The sequence below is a fragment of the Streptomyces amakusaensis genome (genome assembly GCF_039532665.1).
GTDB lineage: Bacteria > Actinomycetota > Actinomycetes > Streptomycetales > Streptomycetaceae > Streptomyces > Streptomyces amakusaensis.
The window spans coordinates 111,693-134,084 of sequence record NZ_BAAASB010000017.1 but is presented as its reverse complement, the minus strand read 5'-3'; the positions used below and the strand labels follow the sequence as shown (position 1 = coordinate 134,084).

The window sequence follows — 22,392 nt, the reverse complement described above, 5'->3', positions numbered from 1 at the left end:
CGGCCGCGGAGCGTGCTGCTCCACTGCCGTCCGGCGTCGGCCGACCGCCGAGGCGGTCAGCCCGTGTTCAGGAAGCGCGCGGCGGCGGGGGCGTACCGCCGTCGTCCTTGTGCGCGATACGGTCCAGCGCTTCCTTGGCCTTTCCGGTGCCGGACTCGATCTTGTCGGTGTACTTGCCCTTGGTACGGGCGTCGACCGCGTGCGCGGCCTTGTCGAGGCCCTGCCCGATCTTGTCCCCGTGCTGCTGTGCCAGGTCCGTAACCTTCTCCTTGGCCGGGGCGAGCTTGGCCTTCAGCTGGTCCATGAAGCCCATGGGGCACCTTTCTCGTGGGACTTACTTACGGGCGCCCTCGCCGGCCTCGCGGTCCGCGGCCTCCCCGGCCGACTGCTGCCGGGGAATCTCCACCCCCTCGGAGACCACGGCCGCCGGCCCCTCGGCCTCATCGGCCTCGGTGGCCCCGGCCGCCGCCTTCTCCCCGGACGCGTCCTTCGACGCCTCGGGCTTCTCTTCGCTCCCGGCCTCGGGCTCCACCGCGGGACTGCCGGCGGTCTTCTCCCCGGCCGAGGCGTCCTCGGTGGCCTTGGCACCCTTGGACCGACGAAGGAACCGTGCAAACACACCCATATTTACTCCATAGCCTACTCGTGTGAGTGATGTTCCGCGCCGCCCGCGGTGCGCTGCTGCCGCGTCGGCGGGGTGCCGGTCGGGAAACCGGCGTTCGGAACCTCGCAACAGCCAACGAAGCCCCCGCCGTGCCGTCACCTCGCTCGTTCGGGGACATCGCCGCGGGTTTGCGAGACTGGGGCGGTGAGAAGTGCAGCTCCCGCACCGCGGGTCATCGCCGTCGTCGGTCCCACCGCGGCCGGAAAGTCAGATCTGGGCGTCTTCCTCGCCGGGCAACTGGGTGGCGAGGTCGTCAACGCCGACTCCATGCAGCTGTACCGGGGGATGGACATCGGCACCGCCAAGCTGACGCCCGGCGAACGCGGCGGCGTCCCCCACCGCCTCCTCGACGTCTGGGACGTCACCGAGACCGCCAATGTCGCCGAGTACCAGCGGCTCGCCAGGGCGGAGATCGACCGGCTGCTCGCCGAGGGACGCACCCCGGTCCTCGTGGGCGGCTCCGGCCTCTATGTGCGCGGCGCCATCGACACCCTCGAATTCCCCGGCACCGACCCCGCGATCCGCGCCCGGCTGGAGGCGGAACTCGCCGCCGAGGGCCCCGGCGCGCTGCACGCCAGGCTCGCCGCCGCCGACCCCGGGGCGGGGCGGGCGATCCTCCCCGGCAACGGCCGGCGCATCGTCCGCGCCCTCGAAGTGATCGAGATCACCGGCAAGCCCTTCACCGCCAATCTCCCCGGCCACGACAGCGTCTACGACACCGTCCAGATCGGCGTCGACGTGGCCCGGCCCGAACTCGACGAGCGCATCGCCCGGCGCGTCGACCGGATGTGGGAGGACGGTTTCGTCGACGAGGTCCGCGCACTGGAGGCACAGGGGTTGCGCGAGGGGCTCACGGCGTCACGCGCCCTCGGCTACCAGCAGATCCTCAAGGCGCTGGCGGGCGAATACACCGAACAGGAGGCGCGCGCCGAGACCGTGCGCGCCACCAAACGCTTCGCGCGCCGCCAGGATTCATGGTTCAGGAAGGATCCACGGGTGCATTGGCTCAGTGGAGCCGTCGCCGACCGCGGGGAACTTCCGGGGCAGGCGCTGACGTTGATCGAACGAGCGGTTACAGCCTGATCACGTGATGGCATCGGGACGCCCTGCCCGTCATGCCAGCGCTCCGGGCCGTGCCATCATCGAGACGATCGACTGTGGAGTCCGAGTGGGGAGGGCGCGTGGCGATGGAGGCCGGCCCTCACGACACAGACCAGCAACAGCGCGGCACGGCGAGCGGTGGCGCGCCCGGTCTCAGCCCGGACGGCCCCGAGGACCAGGGAGCCCTCCCGGGCGAGGTCGAGGTCGAGCTGCGCCCGCCGCGCAGACTGCGCATCTGGCAGCTCGCGCCCATCGTGATCCTCGCCGCGGTCGGCTCCCTGATGTTCGGCTTCCCCCTCGCCTTCAGCACCGGCGGTGGCGCGGTCGTCGCCATGCTCGGCCTGCTGATCAGCTGCTGCGCCGCCGGCTGGGGGGTGATGGCCGCCCGCAGAGTCGGCCACACCTGGCCCGGGCTGCCGGCCCGGGGGACGGGGGAGCGCCCCGACTGGCGCGTCCTCGCGCTGTACGTCGGAGTGGCCGCCCTGCTGGTCGCGCTCGCCGTCTGGCGAGTGGCCCGCCTGCGCTGATCCACCCTCCCGACCGCTCCCGCCTTACGCCGCCAGGCCGGGCGATCGCGGTCCCGCCCACGGTCACCACACAGGGTGAGCGGCTCATTCGCGGCCCTATAGAGCTTCGCTCGAATGGGTGATCCGTTTCACGCTCGGCGAGAGCGGGACTGCTCCACGTGGTGGGCTCGGTAGCATCAAGCACCGGCCCGGAGGGCACGCCTGCTCTTCCCACCGCCGGTCGAATGCCGCCCGGAGGTCCCCCCCATGAGTGCAGAGGCCGCCAACCCTGGCGCCCACAGCCGCAGGCGCGGCCGTCCCAGGATCGACCTCCGCAGGCTGGGCCGCGCGGCCCTCCTCGGACCCGTCGGCCGCGACCGGTTGCCCGACGCGATCGGGCATGTCGTCGAGGCGCACCGCGCGCACCACCCCGACGCCGATCTCGCGACCCTCCATCAGGCCTACGTCCTGGCCGAGTCGTCCCACCGGGGACAGTTCCGCAAAAGCGGCGAGCCGTACATCACCCACCCCCTCGCCGTCACCCTCATCCTCGCCGAACTCGGCGCGGAGACCACCACCCTGACGGCCTCACTCCTCCACGACACCGTCGAGGACACCGAGGTGACCCTCGATCAGGTCACGGCCGCCTTCGGCGACGAGGTCGCGTATCTCGTCGACGGCGTCACCAAACTGGAGAAGGTCGACTACGGGGCCGCCGCCGAACCCGAGACCTTCCGCAAAATGCTCGTCGCCACCGGCAACGACGTCCGGGTGATGTCGATCAAACTGGCCGACCGGCTGCACAACATGCGCACCCTCGGCGTGATGCGCCCCGAGAAACAGGCCCGTATCGCCCGCGTCACCAGCGACGTCCTCATCCCGCTCGCCGAGCGCCTCGGCGTACAGGCGCTCAAGACCGAGCTGGAGGATCTCGTCTTCGCGATCCTGCGCCCCGAGGAGTACGAGCGGACCCGGCTGCTGATCGAGGAGAACGCCGCGGGCGGCGCGGCACTCGACACCATGGCCGAGGGCTTCCGTACCGTGCTCCGCGAAGCGGGCATCCCCGCCGAAGTGCTGATCAGACCGCGCCACTTCGTCTCCGTCCACCGGATCAGCCTCAAACGCGGCGAACTGCGCGGCACCGACTTCGGCCGGCTGCTGGTCCTGGTCGGCGAGGACGCCGACTGCTACGGGGTCCTCGGCGAACTCCACACCTGCTTCACCCCGGTGATCTCCGAATTCAAGGACTTCATCGCCGCCCCCAAGTTCAACCTCTACCAATCGCTGCACACCGCCGTCGCCGGCCCCGGCGGAACGGTCGCCGAAGTCCTCATCCGCACCCACCAGATGCACAAGGTCGCCGAGGCCGGAGTGATCGCCCTCGGAAACCCCTACGTCCCCGTGGAGAGCGCGGAGCCCGCCGACGGCGAGCGGGCCGACCCCACCAGGCCCGGCTGGCTCTCCCGGCTGCTGGACTGGCAGGAGTCGACACCGGACCCCGACGCCTTCTGGACCTCCCTCCGGGCCGACCTGGCGCAGGACCGCGAGATCACCGTCTTCCGCGCCGACGGCGGCTCCCTGGGCCTGCCCGCGGGCGCGAGCTGTGTCGACGCCGCCTACGCGCAGTACGGCGAAGAGGCCCACTGCTGTATCGGCGCGCGGGTCAACGGACGGCTCGCCACGCTGAGCACCGAGCTGAGCGACGGCGACACCGTGCAACTGCTGCTCGCCCACGACGGCCGCCACGACACCGCCCAGGGCTCCTCCGGGGAGGGGCCGGACGCCCAGGACGCGGCCTCCGGCCCCTCCCCGGAGTGGCTCGACCACGCGCGCACCCCCGCCGCCCGGATCGCCATCACCACCTGGCTCCAGGCCCACCCGGAAGGCACCAGGCCCCCGGCGACCGCGCCCCGCCGGCCCGCGCTCCTCACCCACGGCCCCGAGCGCCCCGCCGCCGAGGACGCCGCCCCCGGCCCGCAGGACGACGCCGGGGGCTGCCGGGTCACCCTGGTCGCGGAGTCCTTCGGCCGGCCCCGGCTCCTCGCCGACCTCACCGAAGCCATCGCCGCCGAGGACGCCGCCATCGTCTCGGCGATCGTGGAGCCGCCCACCGAACAGCGGGTAAGGCACACGTACACGCTTCAACTGCCGGACGCGGCCAAACTCTCCGCCCTGATGCGCGCCATGCGCGATGTGCCGGGGGTGTACGACGTGAGCCGCACCCAGCATCCGGCGGCGGCCGGCTGACCCCGTTCGGGTGGCGCGGCGCGCGCCGCCACGACCGGCGCGGCGCGCACTGGTAGCGGTAGTGCATGCTGCCCGATCCCACCCCCTCGCCCGCGCGGCGATCCCCGGCCCCCGGGTCCCGGCGCGGGCTCCGCGCCGCGGTGCTGGCGGTCGCCTCGGCCACCCTGATCGCCGCCGCGCCCCCGCCGGCCCCCGCGCCCCTCGGCATCGGCGACGCGCTCTTCCCGTACCTCGGCAACCCCGGCTACGACGTGGTGGCGTACGACATCGCCTTCACCTACGGCGGCAACACCACCCCGCTGGACGCCGTCACCAGGATCGAGGCACGGGCCACCGAGCGGCTGGAGACCATCAATCTGGACTTCACCCACGGCACGGTCGGCGCGGTGAAGGTCAACGGCCTCCCCGCCGAGTTCGCCACCGCAGAGGAGGACCTCGTCGTACGTCCCTTCCTGCCCGTCGAGGCGGGCTCCCGGGTACGGATCACGGTCGAGCACACCAGCGATCCCCGGGGGGACGCCGGCGGCTGGGTGATCACCCGCGACGGGCTCGCGATGGCCAACCAGGCGGACGCCGCCCACCGGGTCTTCCCCTCCAACGACCACCCGGCCGACAAGGCGTACTTCACCTTCCACGTCACCGCGCCCAGCGAACTGACGGCGGTGGCCAACGGCGAGCGCGTCGCCAAGCGGGAGAACGGGCCCACCACCACCTGGTCCTACCGGACCCGGCACCCCATGGCCACCGAGCTGGCACAGGTCTCCATCGGCTCCTCGGCCGTCCCCACCCGCGAGGGACCGGGCGGGCTGCCGGTGCGCGACGTGGTTCCCGCCAAGGACCTCACCAGGCTGGAACCGTGGCTGCGGAAGACCCCCGGGCAGCTGAGCTGGATGGAGGGGAAGGTCGGCCCCTACCCCTTCGAGAACTACGGGGTGCTGATCGCGGACGCCGACACCGGATACGAACTGGAGACGCAGACGCTGTCCCTGTTTGAACGCCGGATCTTCACCAATAAGGCGTTCCCCGAGTGGTACGTCGACTCGATCATGGTCCATGAGCTCTCCCACCAGTGGTTCGGCGACAGCGTCTCGCCCCGCGGCTGGTCCGACCTCTGGCTGAACGAAGGACACGCCACCTGGTACGAGGCCCTCTACGCCGAGGAGAAGTCCGGCCACCTCATGGAGACCAGGCTGCGCGAGGCCTACCGCCGCTCCGACCAGTGGAGGGCCGACGGCGGCCCGCCCGCCGCGCCGAAGCCCCCCGCTCCCGGAAAGAAGATCAGCCTCTTCCGGCCGGTGGTGTACGACGGCAGCGCGCTGGTCCTGTACGCCCTGCGCGAGACGATCGGCGAGGACGCCTTCGACCGGCTGGAACGGGCCTGGGTGCGCGACCACCGCGACTCCACGGCGAGCACCGCCGACTTCACCCGGCTCGCCTCCGAGATCGCCGGGCGGGACCTCACCGCGTTCTTCCGAGGATGGCTGTACGGGGAGCGCACCCCGCCGATGCCCGGGCATCCGGACTGGACCAGCGCGGCCCCGGCGAAGACCAAGGGCCCGGCCCCGGCCGGCAGCGGCAGCGGCGGCCCCGGTGCCGGGGCCGGACATCACGCCCCGCCCGCGACCGCACCGTGAAAACCGGGGTGACGGCCCCCTGGCCACCGTGGGACCATCGAGGACGTCGGCGACGCCGCGACGGCGGGATTCCGATGACCGTGTCCCACGGGAATCATCGAAGACCGTCACGCGTTGTGACTGATGCGGGGCGCACCGGATCACCGGTCCGGCGCGACCCGGAATGACCCATCGACGTAAGGATCCAATGACCTCCTCTTCTTCCCCTTCCCAGGACGAGCAGAGCTTTGACGAGCAGCGCGCGCAGGGCTCGGCCCAGCCGCGAGCCGAGGGCCTCCGGGCCGACGCCCTGATGGAAGAGGACGTCGCCTGGAGCCACGATGTCGACGGAGAGCGGGACGGCGAGCAGCTCGACCGCGCCGAGCGCGCCGCGCTGCGGCGCGTGGCCGGCCTCTCCACCGAACTCGAGGACGTCACCGAGGTCGAGTACCGGCAGCTGCGCCTGGAGCGCGTCGTGCTGGTCGGCGTATGGACCTCGGGGACGGTGCGCGACGCGGAGAACTCCCTCGCGGAGCTGGCCGCGCTCGCGGAGACGGCCGGAGCCCAGGTGCTCGACGGCGTCGTACAGCGCCGTGACAAGCCGGACCCGGCCACCTACATCGGCTCGGGCAAGGCCCAGGAACTCCGGGACATCGTCCTGGAGACCGGCGCGGACACCGTGGTGTGCGACGGCGAGCTGAGCCCCGGACAGCTGATCCACCTCGAAGACGTCGTCAAGGTCAAGGTGGTCGACCGCACCGCCCTCATCCTCGACATCTTCGCCCAGCACGCCAAGTCCCGTGAGGGCAAGGCGCAAGTGGCGCTGGCGCAGATGCAGTACATGCTGCCCAGGCTGCGCGGCTGGGGTCAGTCGCTCTCCCGTCAGATGGGTGGCGGCGGCGGTGGCGGCATGGCCACCCGAGGCCCCGGTGAGACCAAGATCGAGACGGACCGGCGGCGGATTCGCGAGAAGATGGCGAAGATGCGCCGGGAGATCGCGGAGATGAAGACCGGCCGCGAGATCAAGCGGCAGGAGCGCCGGCGTCACAAGGTGCCCTCGGTCGCGATCGCCGGTTACACCAACGCCGGGAAGTCCTCGCTGCTCAACCGCCTCACCGGCGCCGGAGTCCTGGTGGAGAACGCCCTGTTCGCCACCCTGGACCCGACCGTCCGGCGGGCCGAGACGCCCAGCGGGCGGCTCTACACCCTGGCCGACACCGTTGGTTTTGTCCGGCATCTGCCGCACCACCTGGTCGAGGCGTTCCGCTCCACCATGGAGGAGGTCGGCGACTCCGATCTGATCCTGCACGTGGTGGACGGCGCGCACCCCGCCCCGGAGGAGCAGCTGGCCGCCGTGCGCGAGGTGATCCGCGACGTGGGCGCGATCGACGTGCCCGAGATCGTGGTGATCAACAAGGCCGACGCGGCCGATCCGCTCGTGCTGCAGCGCCTGCTGCGCATCGAGCGGCACGCGATCGCGGTGTCCGCGCGGACGGGCGAGGGCATCGAGGAGCTGCTCGCGCTCATCGACGCCGAGCTTCCCCGGCCCGAGGTCGAGATCGAGGCGCTCGTGCCGTACACCCACGGCGGTCTGGTCTCCAGGGTCCACGCCGACGGCGAGGTCCTCTCCGAGGAGCACACCTCCGAGGGCACCCTGCTCAAGGCACGCGTCCACGAGGAGCTGGCGGCGGCGCTCGCGCCGTTCGTCCCGGTCGCCCACTGACCGCGCGCACCCGTATCGACAACAGCGGCGCCCGCCCCCTCGGCGAGAGGGGGTGGGCGCCGCTGCCGTTCGCCGTCGCGCGGCGCGCCGGGCTCTACCGTCCGGCGAACTTCTCGCTGACCGCCCGGTAGACCGCCTGCGCCTCGTCGCCGAGCCGGGGACCGGCCAGCCAGCCGGCGGCGAGGGGGCCGATCGAGGTGTTGGACACCAGGGCCGGTTCCCCGTCGCGGCCCTCGGCCACCCAGCCGCCGCCGGACGAACCGCCGGTCATGGTGCAGCCGATGCGGTACATCGTCGGCTCGTCGGCCTTCACCGAGAGCCGTCCCGGCCGGTCCGGGCACTGGAACATCCGCTCACCGTCGAACGGCGCGGCGGCCGGGTAGCCGGTCGCCGTCACTCTCGCGATCTCCGAGACGGCCGGGGCGTCGAACTCGACCGGCAGCGCGGAGCCCACGGTCTCCTCCAGCGAAGTGCCCGAGCGGCCCTTCTCCGGGGTGACGTGGATGACCGCGAAGTCGAAGGGAGCGCCCTGGCCGCCGGTCTTGGCACCCTGCGCGATCCACTGCTCGGAGGTCTTCACCCAGTCGCCCCACCACACCCCGTGCGGAGCCACTTCCGCCTTCGGCGTGCCCTGCAATTCGGCGGTGGACCTGGCGTTGTCGTTGTACGAGGGGACGAAGGCGATGTTGCGGTACCAGCCGCCCTTCTTCCCGGCGTGGACACAGTGCCCCGCCGTCCACACCAGATTGGACCTGCCGGGGTTGGCCGGGTCCTGGACCACGGTCGCCGAGCAGACCATCGAGCCCTCGGGGCCGTCGAAGAAGACCTTCCCGGCCTCGGGGGCGTTCGCCCGGTAGGGGGCCCTCACCGTTTGCGCCTTCACGGGGGCGGGCGTGGGGTCGGTGACGCCGTCGTCGCCCGAGATGTCCTTGTCCACCGGCCGCTCCGGCGGGGTCTCCGCCTCACGCATCCGGTCCGGGTCCCACAGATCCTCGATGATGGGGTTGACGAAGTCCTGGGCCTCGCGCAGCCAGGTGTCCTTGTCCCAGTTCTTCCACTCGCCGTTCCGCCACTTGTCGACGTCTATCCCGTGTTCCTTGAGCCTGTCCTTCAGCTCCTCCGGGATGGTGATCCTGTCTTCGCCGCCCTGGGAGGCTGAGGCGCTCGGCTTGTCGCCCGCGTTGTCCTCGCTCGGACCGCAGGCGGTGGCCGCCAGCGCGAGCACCGCGGCGATCGAGGCCGCCGCCATCGTCGGGCGAATGGGTCGCATGTCGTGAATCCCCCTGGAGCTTCATAGGTTTCCGTGCCGCTGAACCGCGGTACCGGGCCTCCCCGGTACCGCCGCGAACCCCGCACAGCGGCGTCCGCTCAATGAACACGGCCCCAGGATGCCGGTGCCGATGGGGACGGCACCCGGCGGGTCCGTGGTTCCGCTCCCGCAAGGATCTTCGGACTGCCCGTGATCCGGGGCCCGCCGCGTCGTTGGTACGGACGGGGAACACGGGAGGCGCGCCCCGGCGTGAGCGGGCCCGGACGTACCCCTGTGACGCCGGACGTGCCCGTGCCGGCGCGACAGTGACCGCTGGAGGACCGACAGGTGGCTCTGACCCAACCCGCTTCCGCGCCGTCGGCCGGACACGAGGGGATTCTGCGCCGGCAGTCGCTGCGCGAACCCTCGGCGCGCACCTACGCCCGCTCGCTGCCCATCGTGCCCGTGCGGGCGCGGGGGCTCACGATCGAGGGCGCGGACGGCCGCCGCTATCTGGACTGCCTCTCCGGGGCGGGTGCCCTGGCGCTCGGGCACAACCACCCCGTGGTCCTCGAAGCGGTCAGGAAGGTCATCGACTCCGGGGCCCCGCTGCACGCGCCCGATCTCGCCACACCGGTCAAGGACGCCTTCACCACCGAGCTGTACGCCACCCTCCCGCGCGAGTTCGCCGACGACGCGCGGATCCGGTTCTGCGGGCCCGCCGGCACCGACGCGGTCGAAGCGGCGATCGAACTCGTCCGCGCGGCGACCGGCCGCGACGGTCTGCTCGCCTTCACCGGCGCGCACCGCGGCACGACGGCCGGAGCGCCGGAGGCCCCCGGCGGGGCGACCGGGAGCCGGATCACCCGGCTGCCCTTTCCGCAGAGCTACCGCTGCCCCTTCGGCGTCGGCGGGGAGCGCGGCGCGGAACTGGGCGCGCGGTGGACCGAGAGCCTGCTCGACGACCCCGGGAGCGGGGTGCCCGCACCGGCCGGGATGATCGTGGAACCCGTACAGGGGGAAGGCGGTGTGTTCCCCGCCCCCGACCTCTGGATGCGCAGGATACGGAAGATCACCGAGGCTCGTTCGATCCCTCTGGTCGCCGACGAGGTGTGGACGGGCGTCGGGCGGACCGGAGCCTTCTGGGCGGTGGAGCACAGCGGCGTCGTCCCCGATGTGATGGTCCTCTCCAAGGCGATCGGCGGCTCCCTCCCCCTGGCCGTGATCGTCTACCGTTCCGCGCTCGACAGCCGGCGGCCGGACGCCGGGCCGGGCGTCTGCCGCGGCAATCAGCTCGCCATGGCGGCGGGCGCGGCCACGCTCGCCTTCGTCCGCGAGAACGGGCTCGCCGACCGCGCGGCGGCTCTCGGCGACCGGATGCTCGGCCGGCTGCGGGAACTGGCCGCCGCCCGTCCCCGCGTCGGCGAGGTACGAGGCCGGGGCCTGATGATCGGCGTCGAACTCGTGGACCCCGACGCCACGGCAGCCGACGCCCCGACCCCGCCGCCCGCCCCCGAACTCGCCCTGGCCGTCCGGCAGGAGTGCCTGGAGCGGGGACTCATCATCGAACTGGGCGGCCGTCACTCGGCCGTCGTACGCCTTCTGCCCCCTCTCACGCTCACCGACGAACAGGCCGTGGCCGTCCTGGACCGCTTCGCCGACGCGCTGGAGGCTGCGGAGCGCACCATCACCCGCCGTCCCGAAGCTCCCCGGGGAGCGCTGCGGTGAGCGCCGCCCCCGCGTCCCTCGAGCCCCGCGTTCCCGTGCCCCCGCAGCTCATGGACCGACCGGCCGCCGACCCCCTCGACGATCCGGACCCCCGGCGGGCCGCCGACGCGGCGGGGGTCGAGAACCTGCTGCGCTGCTGGGTCCGGGAGCACGACATCGGCCGGCCCGCCGGCCCCGTCCTGCGCATCCCCCTGCCCGCCACCGGCACCGCCCTCCTGGTCCCCGTCCGCTACTGGTCACCGAGCGGAACCCACCGCTTCGCCGCGCCCCTCCCGGAGGGAGCGCCTCCCTGCGCGCCCGCCGTCGACGCGGTGACGCTCGCGGCCCTCCTCGGCCGGGAAGCGGGCTCCGCCGAGGGGAGCGACCTGGTGGAGCGGGTCGCGAACTCGGTCCGCCACACCTCCGTCTTCATCGCGGAACGCCGGGCCGATCCCGTCCCGCCCCCCGGCACGGGGCGCTTCCACGTCGGGGAACAGTCCCTCGTCCTCGGGCATCCGCTGCACCCCACCCCCAAGAGCCGTGACGGGCTCTCCGACGCCGAGACTCTGCGGTACTCGCCCGAGTCGCGCGGCTCCTTCCCCCTGCACTGGATGGCGGTCCACCGTGCTGTGGCCACCGGCGACTCCGCCTGGACCGAACAGCGGCGGCCCCTGACGGCGGAGCGGCTCACCGCCCGGCTCGGCGAAGGGCTCTCGCTGCCCGAACACACCGTCGCCCTCCCCCTGCACCCCTGGCAGGCCCGCGAACTCGTCCGGCGCCCCGATGTCCTCTCCCTTCTCGACGACGGCCTGCTGCACGATCTCGGCCCCCACGGGGCGGCCTGGCATCCGACGTCATCCGTCCGGACCGTGCACCGCCCCGGCACCCCGGTCATGCTGAAGCTCTCCCTCGGTCTTCGCATCACCAACTCCCGCCGGGAGAACCTCCACAAGGAACTCCACCGGGGTGTCGAGGTCCACCGGCTCCTCCTCACCGGCCTCGCCGCCCGGTGGCGGGCCGCCCACCCGGGCTTCGACATCGTGCGCGACCCCGCCTGGCTCGCCGTCACCACCGCCGACATCGACCCGATGCACGGCGGCCCCGTCCCCGGATTCGACGTCCTGATGCGGCACCAGCCCTTCGCCCCCCGGGACGACGTCGTCTGCGTCGCCGCGCTCACCGCCCTCCGCCCCTGGCCCGGCCGCACCGGCATGCGCTCCCGGCTCGCCGACATCGTCGCCCGGCTGACGGCCGCCGGCGACCGGCGCGCCGACGTGGTGGCCACCGAGTGGTTCCTGCGCTACCTCGAACAGGTGGTCCGGCCGGTGCTCTGGCTGGACGGCGCGGCCGGCATCGCCCTCGAGGCGCACCAGCAGAACACCCTGGTCGTCCTCGACGCCGAAGGCTGGCCCACCGGTGGCCGCTACCGCGACAACCAGGGCTACTACTTCCGCGAGTCCCGCCGCGCCGAACTCGAACACCGCCTTCCCGGTATCGGCTCGCTCAGTGACACCTTCGTCCCCGACGAGGTCGCCGACGAGCGCTTCGCCTACTACCTCGGCATCAACAACGTCCTCGGACTGATCGGGGCCCTCGGCTCGCAGCGCCTGGCCGACGAGGAAGTCCTCATCGCCGCCTTCCGCCGCTTCCTCGCCTCCGCCACCACCCTCGGCTCCCCACTGCCGTCACAACTCCTCGACGCCCGCACCCTCCGTACCAAGGCCAATCTGCTCACGCGCGCGCACGGTCTCGACGAACTCGTCGGCCCGGTCGCCGACCAGTCCGTCTACGCCACCCTGACCAACCCCCTCCACCGCTGAACCGCCCTTCCCGCCGTCCCCGCCCGATGCGACGCACCCCGCGACCACCGGGCCCGTTCCCCGGCCCGTTCCTGAGCCCGTTTCTCTGTTCACCCGTCGCCCTGTGCGACCGTCCCCCTGTCCGAGCAGCACCGACCGAACTGTGAGAGGAGCGCCACCGTGCCTCCCACCGATGCGAGAACCGGCACCGATCCCCTCGCCCCCCAGCTCGCCGGGGGCGAGAAGCACCCGCCGGGCGAAGGCGTCGAGGACACCCTGGAGCTACGGATCCCGGACGAGCTGCTCACCCTGTTCGGAGAGGCCGACCAGCTCCGGCGCACGGACGGCGGGGCCGGCGGCCCGCTGCTCGACAACCTCGCCGCGTGGGGACCGACCGTCACATCGGAAGGCACCTTCCAGCTCGTCCCCGCGAGCGTCGACCGCGATCTCGCACTGATCAGCCACTGGATGAACGACCCCGCCGTCGCCCCGTTCTGGGAACTGGCGGGACCCGACTCCGTCACCGCCGACCATCTGCGCGCCCATCTCGACGGGGACGGCCGCAGCGTCCCCTGCCTCGGCGTGCTCGATTCCGTACCCATGAGCTACTTCGAGATCTACCGCGCCGATCTCGACCCGCTGGCACGCCACTACCCCGCTCGCCCCCACGACACGGGCATTCACGTACTGATCGGCACCGTCGCCGACCGGGGGCGAGGCCTCGGCTCCACCCTGCTCAGAGCCGTCGCCGATCTTGTGCTGGACAACCGTCCGCGATGTTCGCGCGTCATCGCGGAACCCGATCTGCGCAACACCCCCTCCGTCTCCGCCTTCCTCAGCGGAGGTTTCCGCTTCTACTCCGAAGCCGACCTTCCCGGGAAGCGCGCCGCTCTGATGGTCCGCGACCGGGCGCTTCGAAGCGTGCTGTGAATGACTCGCCGCTCTCCCTACGAACGCCGTCATGGATTGGTTCCGCCCAGTGGGCCGCCGGCCCGAAACTCGCTCGATCCAGTGAAAGACAGAGCGGAGAACCCGGGGACAAGCCCACTCGATGACACCGTCGGCGAAGCGCGCGGGTCACGGCCCGACCGCATTCTGGCGGGATCGGATCGTGATGTCAGAGGAGAGCCGTAGGGTGGTCCGCCTATGACGAAGCCATCCCTCCCCGAACTCCTCCATGCCGCCGTCACCGCTGTCGGCGGCATGGAAAGGCCTGGTCAGATTGCCATGGCCGAAGCCGTCGCCGAGGCTGTCGACGACGGCTCGCACCTTCTCGTCCAGGCCGGCACCGGCACCGGGAAGTCCCTCGGCTATCTCGTGCCCTCGGTGGCCCACGGCGAGCGGGTCGTCATCGCCACGGCGACGCTCGCCCTCCAGCGCCAGCTGGTCGAGCGCGATCTGCCCCGCACGGTCGACGCGCTGCATCCGCTGCTGCGCCGCCGCCCGGAGTTCGCGATGCTCAAGGGGCGCTCGAACTATCTGTGCCTCCACCGTCTGCACGAAGGAGTGCCGCAGGACGAGGAGGAAGGCCTCTTCGACCCGTTCGAGGCGGCCGCCCCGAGCAGCAAACTCGGCCAGGATCTGCTGCGGATGCGGGACTGGGCCGACGAGACGGAGACGGGCGATCGCGACGCGCTGACGCCCGGCGTCTCCGACCGGGCGTGGTCACAGGTCTCGGTCTCCTCCCGGGAGTGCCTGAGCGCGAGCAAGTGCGCGTACGGCGCGGAGTGCTTCGCCGAGATGGCCAGGGAGCGGGCCAAGCTCTCCGACGTGGTCGTCACCAACCACGCGCTGCTCGCCATCGACGCGATCGAGGGGGCGCCGGTTCTGCCGCCCCATGAGGTCCTGATCATCGACGAGGCTCATGAGCTGGTCTCCAGGGTCACCGGCGCGGCCACCGGGGAACTCACTCCCGGCCAGGTCAACCGCGCGGTGCGCCGGGCGGCCAAGCTCCTCGACGAGAAGTCGGCGGACTCGCTCCAGACCGCCGCCGAAACGTTCGAGCGGCTGATGGAGCTGGCCCTCCCCGGCCGGCTGGAGGAGATCCCGGAGGATCTCGGCTACGCGCTCCAGATACTGCGCGACGCCGCGCGCACCGCGATCTCGGGCCTCGGTTCGAGCCGGGACAAGTCCCTCCAGGACGAGGACGCCGTCCGCAAGCAGGCCCTGGCCTCGGTGGAGAACATCCACGATGTGGCGGAGCGCATCGTCCAGGGCTCGGAGTACGACGTCGTCTGGTACGAGCGCCACGACCGCTTCGGGGCGTCGCTGCGGGTCGCGCCGATGAATGTGTCGGGGCTGCTCCGGGAGAAGCTGTTCACCGACCGTTCGGTGGTGCTGACCTCCGCGACACTGAAGCTCGGCGGCGATTTCAACGGGGTGGGCGCGTCCCTGGGACTCTCCCCCGAGGGGACCGAGGGCGATGATGTCCCCCAGTGGAAGGGCCTGGACGTCGGCTCGCCCTTCGACTATCCGAAGCAGGGCATTCTGTATGTCGCCCGCCATCTGGCGACCCCGGGCCGGGAGGGTTCCCGCGGCGACATGATGGATGAGCTCGCGGAGCTGGTGGAGGCGGCCGGCGGCCGTACGCTCGGGCTGTTCTCCTCGATGCGCGCGGCGCAGGCGGCGGCCGAGGAGCTGCGCGGCCGGCTGGGGAACCGGATTCTGCTCCAGGGCGAGGAGACGCTCGGGGAGCTGATCAAGAATTTCGCGGCCGATCCCGAGACCTGTCTGTTCGGCACGCTCTCGCTCTGGCAGGGGGTGGATGTGCCCGGTCCGAGCTGTCAGCTGGTGGTGATGGACCGGATTCCGTTCCCCCGGCCCGACGATCCTCTGATGAGCGCCCGGCAGAAGGCGGTGGAGGAGGCGGGCGGCAATGGCTTCATGGCGATCGCCGCGACGCATGCCGCGCTGCTGATGGCGCAGGGAGCGGGCCGTCTGGTCCGTGCGACGGGGGACCGGGGTGTGGTGGCGGTGCTGGATCCCCGGCTCGCCAACGCGCGGTACGGCAGCTTTCTGCGGGCCTCCCTGCCCGACTTCTGGTACACGACGGACCGGAATCAGGTGCGCCGTTCGCTGGCGGCCATTGACGCCACCGCGAAGGCGGACGGTTCGTAGCGGACAGCCGGACAGCCGGACAGCCGGACAGCCGGACAGCCGGACAGCCGGACAGCCGGACAGCCGGACAGCCGGACAGGCGGGCGGTGCCGGTGGGCCGGTGGGCTGGGTGATGGGGGCTCTGCGTGAACGCGGCAGGGCCCCGGGACCGGCGCAGTGGGTCCCGGGGCCCGGTCAGGGGCGGCGGATGTCTCAGACCCGCCGCAGCACCGCCACCACTTTGCCGAGGATGGTCGCCTCGTCGCCGGGGATCGGCTGGTAGGCCGCGTTGTGCGGGAGCAGCCAGACATGTCCGCTCTCGCGCTTGAAGCGTTTGACGGTGGCTTCGCCGTCGAGCATGGCGGCGACGATGTCGCCGTTCTCCGCGACGGGCTGGCGGCGGACGGTGACCCAGTCGCCGTCGCAGATGGCCGCTTCGATCATGGAGTCGCCGACGACTTTGAGGACGAACAGCTCGCCGTCGCCGACCAGCTGCCGGGGGAGTGGGAAGACGTCTTCGACGGATTCCTCGGCGAGGATGGGCCCGCCTGCCGCGATCCGGCCGACCAGCGGCACATAGGAGGCGGCGGGCTTGCCCGTGGTGTCGGTGGGCTGGGTGCTGGGCTGGTCGGAGCCGCGTACCTCGTAGGCGCGGGGGCGGTGCGGGTCTCGCCGCAGGAAGCCCTTGCGTTCGAGGGCCATCAGCTGATGGGCGACGGACGAGGTGCTGGAGAGCCCCACGGCCTGGCCGATCTCCCGCATGGACGGCGGGTAGCCTCGGCGCTGCACTGAGTCACGGATCACCTCGATGACACGCCGCTGCCGATCCGTGAGTCCGGAGCTGTCCGCCCTGATTCCCGGGGGTCGCCCGGGCAGAGAACGCGCGGCCCTGGAAGGGTCTGCCCCCTCGGGGCTCGTGGCTGCGTCTGTCATGGCATGCATCGGCTCGAATCGGTTCTGGGAGCGGTCCTGGGCAGTGATGGCGGCACTGTCAGCGGTGGTGGTCACGTCGGCCCCTCTCGAATGGTCTCCCTAGCTGGACAACGGTAGTTGGTTTCGAAAGGTTGCGCCAAACACACGTTCGAGTGAAAAATTGTGGATTGCTTTACGTGTGCAGGTGATTGGGTGTATGTGCGACTACTTCGCACCAGCGGGCAATGGGCTCCGCAATCGCCGAACGATACGGCCGGGTAATACCGCTCGCCGACGGTAAGCCGACGGTAAGTGGATTCGGCTCATTACGGTAGCGTTACCCGCCGATTCGGTTGTCGCGGGGTGGTTCCAGTCTCGCATTCGGAGGGCCGCAAAGCCGTCGGTCGGACCCGGAATGTCGCATGCCGGATCCTTCCCGTACGCTCGTTCCCGGCCGCCCCGCCCCCGCCTCGCGCGCACCGCCGGAGGTCCGTCCGGCGTCGGTCCGGCACCGTCCGGACTGTTCCGTGCCGCCGCGTCACTGGGCGTACGCCCTCCGCGATCATCGCTTGTCACGCGACACGCGCCGGGGGAGTGAAACGCGGCCAAACCCCAGATGTAGTGGTTGGATTGTGTCCGCCGCCCAGAAGTTGTGGTCCCTGGTCTCTCGGGGTCATGGCCATCGCCTATGCTGGGGGCTGCTTCGAAGGGCTGGGACAGCCCGTCGCAGCGATTCAGTCGTGCCATGAAGGAAGGGTTGGGATCCATGCACTGCCCCTTCTGCAGGCACCCCGACAGCCGGGTCGTCGACAGTCGCACCACCGACGACGGGACGTCCATCCGACGCCGCCGCCAGTGCCCCGACTGCTCCCGCCGTTTCACGACGGTGGAAACCGCCTCACTGATGGTGATCAAGCGCAGCGGGGTTACCGAACCCTTCAGCCGTATCAAGGTCATTTCCGGGGTGCGCAAGGCGTGCCAGGGGCGACCGGTCACCGAGGACGCTCTCGCTCAGCTCGGCCAGCGGGTCGAGGAAGCGGTGCGTGCCACCGGCAGCGCCGAGCTGACCACCCACGATGTGGGACTGGCCATACTCGGCCCTTTGCAGGAACTCGACCTTGTCGCCTACCTGCGCTTCGCGTCCGTCTACCGGGCGTTCGATTCACTCGAGGACTTCGAGGCGGCCATCACGGAACTCCGTGAACAACGGCCGTCGGCAGAGAACGGGACCGGCGGGACCCCTGGGGTCCCCGTTCCCGCCCCCGCCGCCGGCTGAGCGCCGCCGGGCGGGGCCGCCGGGCCCGCGCGACCGGCTGATCGGCTGATCCGGCCGACCGGTGGGCCGCAGGGCGGCGACAAGATCCGTCATGGGCGCCGAGCTGCGCCCGCGACACCACACCAAGACTGTGCTCCGGGAAGATCTGGGCACTTCACGATGTTTTTGCCCGTATATGGGAGGCGGCATGACAGAGACGACGAGCGGCCCGGCACGAGGGTCCCGCGCCAAGGGGACCAAGGCCAGCAAGGGGCTGCGTATCGAGCGCATCCACACCACCCCCGGCGTGCATCCGTACGACGAGGTGGTCTGGGAGCGCCGTGACGTCGTCATGACCAATTGGCGCGACGGCTCGGTCAACTTCGAGCAGCGTGGCGTCGAGTTCCCCGACTTCTGGTCGGTGAACGCGGTCAACATCGTCACCAGCAAGTACTTCCGCGGGGCGGTCGGCACTCCCCAGCGAGAGACCGGTCTCAAGCAGCTGATCGACCGGATCGTGAAGACGTACCGGAAGGCCGGGGAGGACTACAGCTACTTCGCTTCGCCCGCCGACGCCGAGATCTTCGAGCACGAGCTGGCTTACGCGCTTCTGCACCAGATCTTCAGCTTCAACTCGCCGGTCTGGTTCAACGTCGGCACGCCCCAGCCGCAGCAGGTCTCCGCCTGCTTCATCCTGGCCGTCGACGACTCCATGGAGTCGATCCTCGACTGGTACAAGGAAGAGGGCATGATCTTCAAGGGCGGCTCCGGCGCCGGCCTGAACCTCTCCCGGATCCGTTCCTCCAAGGAACTGCTCTCCTCCGGCGGCAACGCCTCCGGCCCGGTCTCCTTCATGCGCGGAGCGGACGCCTCCGCCGGAACCATCAAGTCCGGCGGTGCCACCCGCCGCGCGGCCAAGATGGTCATCCTGGATGTCGACCACCCCGACATCGAGGGCTTCATCGAGACCAAGGTGAAGGAGGAGGAGAAGATCCGCGCCCTGCGTGACGCGGGCTTCGACATGGACCTGGGCGGCGACGACATCACGTCCGTCCAGTACCAGAACGCCAACAACTCGGTCCGGGTGAACGACGAGTTCATGACCGCCGTGGAGACCGGCGGCACATTCGGTCTGCGCGCCCGGATGACCGGAGAGGTCATCGAGGAGGTCGACGCCAAGTCGCTCTTCCGCAAGATGGCCGAGGCGGCCTGGGCCTGCGCCGACCCGGGGATCCAGTACGACGACACGATCAACCACTGGCACACCTGCCCCGAGTCCGGCCGGATCAACGGCTCGAACCCGTGCAGCGAGTACATGCACCTGGACAACACGTCCTGCAACCTCGCCTCGCTGAACCTGATGAAGTTCCTCAAGGACGACGGCGAGGGCAACCAGTCCTTCGACGCCGAGCGCTTCTCCAAGGTCGTCGAGCTGGTCATCACGGCGATGGACATCTCCATCTGCTTCGCCGACTTCCCCACCCAGAAGATCGGCGAGAACACCCGCGCCTTCCGCCAGCTGGGCATCGGCTACGCCAACCTCGGCGCCCTGCTGATGGCCACGGGCCACGCGTACGACAGCGACGGCGGCCGCGCCCTGGCCGGCTCCATCACCTCCCTGATGACGGGCACGTCCTACCGGCGCTCCGCCGAGCTGGCCGCGGTCGTCGGCCCGTACGACGGCTACGCGCTGAACGCGGCCCCGCACCTGCGCGTCATGCGTCAGCACTCCGACGAGAACGCCAAGGCCGTCCGCGTGGACGAGCTGGACTCCTCGATCTGGGCCGCCGCGACGGAGGCCTGGCAGGACGTGATCCGCCTCGGTGAGAAGAACGGTTTCCGCAACGCCCAGGCGTCCGTGATCGCTCCCACCGGCACCATCGGTCTCGCGATGTCCTGCGACACCACCGGCCTTGAGCCCGACCTCGCCCTGGTCAAGTTCAAGAAGCTGGTCGGCGGCGGCTCGATGCAGATCGTCAACGGCACGGTTCCGCAGGCGCTGCGCCGCCTCGGCTACCAGCCGGAGCAGATCGAGGCGATCGTCGCCCACATCGCCGAGAACGGCAATGTGATCGACGCCCCGGCCCTGAAGACCGAGCACTACGAGGTCTTCGACTGCGCCATGGGCGAGCGTTCCATCTCCGCGATGGGCCACGTCCGCATGATGGCGGCGATCCAGCCCTGGATCTCCGGCGCGCTCTCGAAGACGGTCAACATGCCGGAGTCGGCGACCGTCGAAGAGGTCGAGGAGATCTACTTCAAGGCGTGGAAGATGGGCGTCAAGGCGCTCGCGATCTACCGCGACAACTGCAAGGTCGGCCAGCCCCTCTCCGCGAAGACCAAGGAGAAGGAGAAGGCCGAGATCACCGAGAAGACCGAGGAGACCATCCGGGCCGCGGTCGAGAAGGTGGTCGAGTACCGCCCCGTCCGCAAGCGTCTCCCCAAGGGACGTCCGGGGATCACCACCTCCTTCACGGTCGGCGGTGCCGAGGGGTACATGACCGCCAACTCCTACCCGGACGACGGTCTCGGCGAGGTCTTCCTGAAGATGTCCAAGCAGGGTTCCACCCTCTCGGGCATGATGGACGCCTTCTCGATCGCCGTCTCGGTCGGTCTCCAGTACGGCGTTCCGCTGGAGACCTACGTCTCCAAGTTCACCAACATGCGCTTCGAGCCGGCCGGTATGACGGACGACCCGGACGTGCGGATGGCGCAGTCGATCGTCGACTACATCTTCCGCCGCCTGGCGCTGGACTTCCTGCCGTTCGAGACCCGCTCGGCCCTCGGCATCCACTCGGCCGAGGAGCGTCAGCGCCACCTGGACACGGGATCGTACGAGCAGCCCTTCGACGAGGAGCCCGACGCCGAGGTCCTGGACCGGCCCGCCGCCCCCGCCCCCCAGGAGCCGCAGGCCGCCGTCCAGGTGCACACCTCGGCGGAGCTGGTCGAGATGCAGCTCGGCATCAGCGCCGACGCGCCGCTCTGCTTCTCCTGCGGTACGAAGATGCAGCGGGCGGGTTCCTGCTACATCTGCGAGGGCTGCGGCTCCACCAGCGGCTGCAGCTGATCCGTGCGGCATCCGCGCGGCACCCGCGTGACATAGCCTCCGCCTCGGGCCGGCCCGCCGGCTGACCCGCGGAGACACGAAGGGGACCGATCACTGATCGGTCCCCTTCGCCATGCGGTCCCACCGTCGTACTCACCGTCGCCGCCTCGCGGCTCAGGCGCCGCCCATGAGCCCGGCAAACGCCTCGGGGTCGGTGTCGAAGCCCCGGAGCGTCTCGCGGTACCGCCAGCCGCCCTTCTCGTCGCGGACGAATTCCGCGACCACCGCCGCCGTGGACCCCGCGACGGCCGCGAGATCGCTCTTCCACAGCTCGGTGTGCCCCTCTGCGACCCTGACCAGGGTCTTCGCGACCTCGCCGAACACCCGGCGGCCGTCGCGCTGCTGGATGACCACGCCCACGACCACCCGCCCGTAGACCGCAGCCAGCCGCGCGAACTCCAGCGTCATGACCTCGTCGGAGCCAAAGCCCTGACCGGTCTTGCTGTCCCTGGCCAGCAGGATCGTGCCGTCGGGCGACCTGCTGTCGAAGTGCACGACATACGCGGGGTCGCCGTGCGGGGCGTCCGCCCGGTAGGTGGCCGCGACTATGTCGAGATCATGGGACGGCGCGCCCATGGGGCTCGGATCCCATCGCAGACTCACTTCGGCCTTGCTGACGCCCTTGTTCAGGCTGCTCACCACATGTCCCTTTCGCGCGACCGCCGGAACTTCTCCGTCGGTCGACCGTATCCGCTCGGCGGGGGTCACGGCGAGTAGTTGACGGCTGTGCGCCGGTTACGATGGCGCGGTGCTGGTCAAGTGGATTCGCTGCACCGTGGTGGACCGTCGTCGGTTCGAGCGGGGACAGCGAAAGTGGGCGGGGCTGCTGGGTGAGCCGGGATTCCGGGGACAGGGCGGCGGGTGGAGCAAGGGGCGTCCCGACGTCGCCCATGTCTTCGCCTTCTGGGAGAGCCGCGCGCTGTACGACTCGTTCATGGCGCGTTCCCACGACCGGCTGGCCGCCGGACAGGCCGGGGCGTACCGCGATATGCAGGTCAAGCTGTTCGACCACCGATTTGATGTGAAGACCGGGTTCGAGCCGAAATTCACCGACGCCGATGTGGTGAGAGTGGCCCATTCCAAGGTCAGGGAAGACAGGTCCGAGCACTACGCGACGATGCAGGAGAAGGTCTGGAATCCGGCGATGGCAGGGTCTCCCGGAATGATAAGAGGCCTGTTCGGTGAGGCACCGGAGAATGAATTCCTGGTGATGTCGATGTGGCTGTCGGAGGCCGAGCACGGCAAATACCGCAGAGAGCGAATAGAACGGCTGCTGCTCCGCACCCAGACCGAGGCGGACGTGTCGGCGCTCTCGGGGGACGTGGTGCGGCTCGAACCCTCGTGGACGGTATGACCGGGCAGTCCGTCCCGTCGCTTCGCGGGTTATCGCGCCGCGGGTTATGACGTCGCAGGT

Annotated in this window: 17 protein-coding genes; 12 read left to right on the top strand and 5 right to left on the bottom strand. The window is 70.8% G+C overall.

Annotation, left to right across the window (positions count from 1 at the left end; all coding sequences use genetic code 11):
- Positions 1 to 67: 67 nt before the first annotated feature.
- A complete protein-coding gene (locus ABD371_RS27215; RefSeq protein WP_344482292.1) occupies positions 68 to 313 on the bottom strand; it encodes an antitoxin in 246 nt (81 codons plus the stop codon).
- Between the two features lie 21 nt (positions 314 to 334).
- Positions 335 to 625: a hypothetical protein gene (locus ABD371_RS27210; protein WP_344482289.1), complete on the bottom strand. Its 291-nt coding sequence runs from the start codon at positions 623 to 625 to the stop codon at positions 335 to 337.
- Between the two features lie 183 nt (positions 626 to 808).
- On the opposite strand from ABD371_RS27210, the gene miaA reads away from it, so the two are divergent.
- From miaA to hflX, 5 genes are all read left to right on the top strand, one after another.
- Positions 809 to 1,747, top strand: coding sequence for a tRNA (adenosine(37)-N6)-dimethylallyltransferase MiaA (gene miaA, locus ABD371_RS27205; protein ID WP_344482286.1), 939 nt, complete (start codon positions 809 to 811; stop codon positions 1,745 to 1,747).
- A gap of 104 nt (positions 1,748 to 1,851) precedes the next feature.
- The gene (locus tag ABD371_RS27200) at positions 1,852 to 2,292 is read left to right on the top strand and encodes a hypothetical protein (protein WP_190125134.1); all 441 of its coding nucleotides are present in this window, start codon (positions 1,852 to 1,854) and stop codon (positions 2,290 to 2,292) included.
- Between the two features lie 246 nt (positions 2,293 to 2,538).
- Positions 2,539 to 4,518: an HD domain-containing protein gene (locus tag ABD371_RS27195; protein ID WP_344482283.1), complete on the top strand. Its 1,980-nt coding sequence runs from the start codon at positions 2,539 to 2,541 to the stop codon at positions 4,516 to 4,518.
- A 65-nt stretch (positions 4,519 to 4,583) separates the two neighbouring features.
- Entirely contained in the window at positions 4,584 to 6,152 is a 1,569-nt protein-coding gene (locus ABD371_RS27190) for a M1 family metallopeptidase (protein ID WP_344482280.1), read from the top strand.
- A gap of 187 nt (positions 6,153 to 6,339) precedes the next feature.
- Entirely contained in the window at positions 6,340 to 7,854 is a 1,515-nt protein-coding gene (hflX, locus tag ABD371_RS27185; RefSeq protein ID WP_344482277.1) for a GTPase HflX, read from the top strand.
- A 94-nt stretch (positions 7,855 to 7,948) separates the two neighbouring features.
- Here the strand turns inward: hflX and ABD371_RS27180 are convergent, their stop codons facing one another.
- Positions 7,949 to 9,124: a trypsin-like serine peptidase gene (locus ABD371_RS27180; RefSeq protein ID WP_344482274.1), complete on the bottom strand. Its 1,176-nt coding sequence runs from the start codon at positions 9,122 to 9,124 to the stop codon at positions 7,949 to 7,951.
- Between the two features lie 327 nt (positions 9,125 to 9,451).
- Here ABD371_RS27180 and ABD371_RS27175 point away from each other — a divergent pair, with 327 nt between their 5' ends.
- The 4 genes from ABD371_RS27175 (at position 9,452) to ABD371_RS27160 (ending at position 15,726) form a co-directional block, all read left to right on the top strand.
- Positions 9,452 to 10,831, top strand: a complete 1,380-nt coding sequence (locus ABD371_RS27175) for a diaminobutyrate--2-oxoglutarate transaminase family protein (protein WP_344482271.1) — start codon at positions 9,452 to 9,454, stop codon at positions 10,829 to 10,831.
- Positions 10,832 to 10,881: 50 nt separating this feature from the next.
- A complete protein-coding gene (locus tag ABD371_RS27170) occupies positions 10,882 to 12,630 on the top strand; it encodes an IucA/IucC family protein (protein ID WP_344482403.1) in 1,749 nt (582 codons plus the stop codon).
- 159 nt (positions 12,631 to 12,789) lie between these two features.
- On the top strand, positions 12,790 to 13,539 hold the full coding sequence (locus tag ABD371_RS27165; protein ID WP_344482268.1) for a GNAT family N-acetyltransferase: 750 nt from the start codon (positions 12,790 to 12,792) through the stop codon (positions 13,537 to 13,539).
- Positions 13,540 to 13,755: 216 nt separating this feature from the next.
- A complete protein-coding gene (locus ABD371_RS27160) occupies positions 13,756 to 15,726 on the top strand; it encodes an ATP-dependent DNA helicase (protein WP_344482265.1) in 1,971 nt (656 codons plus the stop codon).
- A 192-nt stretch (positions 15,727 to 15,918) separates the two neighbouring features.
- On the opposite strand, the gene lexA is transcribed toward ABD371_RS27160, so the two are convergent.
- Complete coding sequence (gene lexA, locus ABD371_RS27155; protein ID WP_190125060.1) at positions 15,919 to 16,713, bottom strand: transcriptional repressor LexA; 795 nt, start codon at positions 16,711 to 16,713, stop codon at positions 15,919 to 15,921.
- A 670-nt stretch (positions 16,714 to 17,383) separates the two neighbouring features.
- Between lexA and nrdR the strand changes: the two genes are divergently transcribed.
- Entirely contained in the window at positions 17,384 to 17,893 is a 510-nt protein-coding gene (gene nrdR, locus ABD371_RS27150; protein ID WP_344482400.1) for a transcriptional regulator NrdR, read from the top strand.
- Positions 17,894 to 18,080: 187 nt separating this feature from the next.
- Positions 18,081 to 20,939 (top strand): vitamin B12-dependent ribonucleotide reductase, encoded by a 2,859-nt coding sequence (locus tag ABD371_RS27145; protein WP_344482262.1) that lies wholly within the window; start codon positions 18,081 to 18,083, stop codon positions 20,937 to 20,939.
- Between the two features lie 153 nt (positions 20,940 to 21,092).
- On the opposite strand, the gene ABD371_RS27140 is transcribed toward ABD371_RS27145, so the two are convergent.
- Positions 21,093 to 21,617, bottom strand: a complete 525-nt coding sequence (locus ABD371_RS27140) for a TerD family protein (RefSeq protein WP_344482259.1) — start codon at positions 21,615 to 21,617, stop codon at positions 21,093 to 21,095.
- Between the two features lie 109 nt (positions 21,618 to 21,726).
- Between ABD371_RS27140 and ABD371_RS27135 the strand changes: the two genes are divergently transcribed.
- Positions 21,727 to 22,332: a YdbC family protein gene (locus ABD371_RS27135; RefSeq protein ID WP_344482256.1), complete on the top strand. Its 606-nt coding sequence runs from the start codon at positions 21,727 to 21,729 to the stop codon at positions 22,330 to 22,332.
- Positions 22,333 to 22,392 lie beyond the last annotated feature (60 nt).

Excerpts from the sequence above, each read along its gene's own strand:
- ABD371_RS27215 (WP_344482292.1), bottom strand. The coding sequence starts at position 313 with ATGGGCTTCATGGACCAGCTGAAGGCCAAGCTCGCCCCGGCCAAGGAG.
- ABD371_RS27210 (WP_344482289.1), bottom strand. The coding sequence starts at position 625 with ATGGGTGTGTTTGCACGGTTCCTTCGTCGGTCCAAGGGTGCCAAGGCC.
- ABD371_RS27200 (WP_190125134.1), top strand. The coding sequence starts at position 1,852 with ATGGAGGCCGGCCCTCACGACACAGACCAGCAACAGCGCGGCACGGCG.
- ABD371_RS27195 (WP_344482283.1), top strand. The coding sequence starts at position 2,539 with ATGAGTGCAGAGGCCGCCAACCCTGGCGCCCACAGCCGCAGGCGCGGC.
- ABD371_RS27190 (WP_344482280.1), top strand. The coding sequence starts at position 4,584 with ATGCTGCCCGATCCCACCCCCTCGCCCGCGCGGCGATCCCCGGCCCCC.
- hflX (WP_344482277.1), top strand. The coding sequence starts at position 6,340 with ATGACCTCCTCTTCTTCCCCTTCCCAGGACGAGCAGAGCTTTGACGAG.
- ABD371_RS27180 (WP_344482274.1), bottom strand. The coding sequence starts at position 9,124 with ATGCGACCCATTCGCCCGACGATGGCGGCGGCCTCGATCGCCGCGGTG.
- ABD371_RS27170 (WP_344482403.1), top strand. The coding sequence starts at position 10,882 with ATGGACCGACCGGCCGCCGACCCCCTCGACGATCCGGACCCCCGGCGG.
- ABD371_RS27160 (WP_344482265.1), top strand. The coding sequence starts at position 13,756 with ATGACGAAGCCATCCCTCCCCGAACTCCTCCATGCCGCCGTCACCGCT.
- nrdR (WP_344482400.1), top strand. The coding sequence starts at position 17,384 with ATGCACTGCCCCTTCTGCAGGCACCCCGACAGCCGGGTCGTCGACAGT.
- ABD371_RS27145 (WP_344482262.1), top strand. The coding sequence starts at position 18,081 with ATGACAGAGACGACGAGCGGCCCGGCACGAGGGTCCCGCGCCAAGGGG.